Source organism: Candidatus Nitrosopumilus salarius BD31 (assembly GCF_000242875.2).
Lineage (GTDB): Archaea > Thermoproteota > Nitrososphaeria > Nitrososphaerales > Nitrosopumilaceae > Nitrosopumilus > Nitrosopumilus salarius.
Genome location: NZ_AEXL02000099.1, coordinates 1 through 2,231 on the forward strand (window position 1 = coordinate 1; position 2,231 = coordinate 2,231).

4 protein-coding genes and 1 pseudogene are annotated in these 2,231 nt (G+C 32.3%); 3 read left to right on the forward strand and 2 right to left on the reverse strand.

Annotated features, from left to right (window positions below; all coding sequences use genetic code 11):
* From BD31_RS05790 to BD31_RS05800, 3 genes are all read left to right on the forward strand, one after another.
* A partial coding sequence (locus tag BD31_RS05790; protein WP_008299814.1) for a thiamine-phosphate synthase family protein occupies window positions 1-255 on the forward strand: 255 nt, incomplete at its 5' end.
* A 57-nt stretch (window positions 256-312) separates the two neighbouring features.
* On the forward strand, window positions 313-1,014 hold the full coding sequence (locus tag BD31_RS05795) for a nucleotidyltransferase family protein (RefSeq protein WP_008299816.1): 702 nt from the start codon (window positions 313-315) through the stop codon (window positions 1,012-1,014).
* An 8-nt stretch (window positions 1,015-1,022) separates the two neighbouring features.
* Entirely contained in the window at window positions 1,023-1,460 is a 438-nt protein-coding gene (locus BD31_RS05800) for a GNAT family N-acetyltransferase (RefSeq protein ID WP_008299811.1), read from the forward strand.
* Here BD31_RS05800 and BD31_RS05805 read toward each other — a convergent pair.
* Window positions 1,457-1,897 (reverse strand): hypothetical protein, encoded by a 441-nt coding sequence (locus BD31_RS05805; protein ID WP_008299820.1) that lies wholly within the window; start codon window positions 1,895-1,897, stop codon window positions 1,457-1,459. The two genes, BD31_RS05800 and BD31_RS05805, sit on opposite strands and share 4 nt — an antisense overlap.
* A gap of 42 nt (window positions 1,898-1,939) precedes the next feature.
* Window positions 1,940-2,231 (reverse strand): annotated as a pseudogene (locus tag BD31_RS05810) (galactose-1-phosphate uridylyltransferase); the annotation flags it as partial.

The following is a 2,231-nucleotide window of genomic DNA, read 5'->3' on the forward strand; positions in this document are numbered from 1 at the left end:
AAGTATCAAAATTCAACTATACTAAAAATCAAAAAATCAAAATTAATAGTTTCGAATTATGATAGAGTTCAAGAGCCAAAAAATGTGAAAAGTGGGGGTTCATCGATAGAATGGGGAATTAAAAAAGCCATAAGAAATTTAAAAAATGCACCAGACATAATTTTTCATAAAGGAGATTTTGGAAAAGAGCCGATGATCATAGTTTTTGGAAAAAATCCAAAAGACATAATGAAAAAAATTTTAAAAATAATGTAAAGAATTAAAGTCAAAACTCATCCTTGAACATAAATACTCATACATTAAATGTGATTTGTGAAAGCAGTAATTCTTGCCGGAGGGTTAGGCACTAGACTTCAACCATATACCACATTTCTTCCAAAACCGATGTTGCCATTAGGTGAAAAACCTATCTTAGAGCACCTAATTGATTGGACAAGAAAAAATGGAGTTAAATCAATAGTTTTGTGTGTAAGTTATCTTAAAAAAACAATTGAGGATTATTTTGAAGACGGGAAAAGATTTGGCGTGAATATAGAATATGCAATTTCAAATAAACCACTAGCTACTGCAGGTCAACTTAAAACTGCTGAAGAATTCATTGACGATACTTTTGTTTGCATGTATGGGGATTCAATTTTTGATTTCAGTCTTAGAAATATGATAAAACAACATTCAGCAAAAAAGGCATTTGTGACAATGAGTTTAAATGAATATAAAACCAATTTGCCATACGGGGTAATTGAAACATCCAAAACAGGGAAGATAACAAGTTGGAATGAAAAGCCAGAAATTAAAGCAAATGTCAACATGGGATGTTATGTTATGGAGCCTGAAGTGTTTAGTTTGATTCCAAAAAACAGACCATATGGAATGGACGATGTAATTAAAAAAGCAATGAACAGAAAAAAACTCATCAATAGCTTCATAACAAAAAAAGGATTCATAGACATAGGCAACAAAGCATCATACAAAAAAGCATATCAGGAATATATTCAAAAACTCGGTAAGATCTGAAAACAAAAATGAGTCAGCCAACCATAAGGGAATTAAGAAAAGAGGATCTCTGGAATGGATTTCTTACTTCATTAGATTCTCTAAGAGAAACCAGCAGTATTGACAAAAATAAAGCAAATACAATTTTCAATAAAATTAATTCAAATCCAGATCACATCATAGCAGTTGCAGAATTAGATGGGAAGATAGTCGGAGCGACAACTCTTCTTATTGAACAAAAATTTATTCACAATGGTGGAATGGTTGGACACATAGAAGATGTGGTTATAGACAAAAAATTCCAAGGTCAAAAAATAGGAGAAAAGATTATCAAATATCTTCTAGAATATGCAAAAAATCGAGGCTGTTACAAGACAATTTTAGATTGTACAGATGATGTAAAACAATTTTATGAGAAAATAGGTTTCAAGAAGGTTGCAAACGAATTAAGATTTGATCATATCTAAAAAAATTCTTTTTTAGGGCGTTTCTTTGTATTCTTGGCCAAGTAGGTACCAATTCCAATCACAACAAATGATAAAGCCATAAACAAAACAGGAATAAACTTGACGGAATCGGAAAGATAGATTTCTTTGATATCATCTATCAAAGTATAGCAGATAGACATTCCTAACAACAAGATTATTCCGCCTGCAATAATCAATCCACCAATTTGTCTTGACCCGTATTTTTTTGACATGATAAATGCAACTGCAGCTAATATGCCAGCTGGGGCAACACCAATTGAGACAAATTGAATTATTTTAGGATCAGCAGAGAAAGAGGTTGCAAAATCAAAATCTTCAGGAACGTTAATCATAAAATTATAAACAGAGATCATTTCACCTGCAAACATTGCAAACAGAGCAACGCTGGTAACTGCAAGCCATTTTTCAATTGCCATGTTTCTGACAGATTTTAGTTGATAAATAAACCATTCAAAAAATCAGCTAATTCCAACAAGGTTTGCTAATTCTTTCCGAGAAGACGCTCCTAGTTTTTCTGCAGCTTGCTCAGGAGATATATCATTTAAGAAAATCCCATAGCCTCGTTCTAACCCAGACCAAGATTTAGTGATTGGATAAATTTCAATATGCCAATGAATTTGCCTGCTATTTTTCTTTTCAGGAGAAAGATGAAAAACAAGATTGTAGGATACGTTTTTGACAGTTTTTGATAGACCTCCCAATGTAGCTCTCAAAATCAGCGACAGATCATTAATTTCTTTTTGCGTGATC

Excerpts from the sequence above, each read along its gene's own strand:
- BD31_RS05805 (WP_008299820.1), bottom strand. The coding sequence starts at position 1,897 with ATGGCAATTGAAAAATGGCTTGCAGTTACCAGCGTTGCTCTGTTTGCA.
- BD31_RS05800 (WP_008299811.1), top strand. The coding sequence starts at position 1,023 with ATGAGTCAGCCAACCATAAGGGAATTAAGAAAAGAGGATCTCTGGAAT.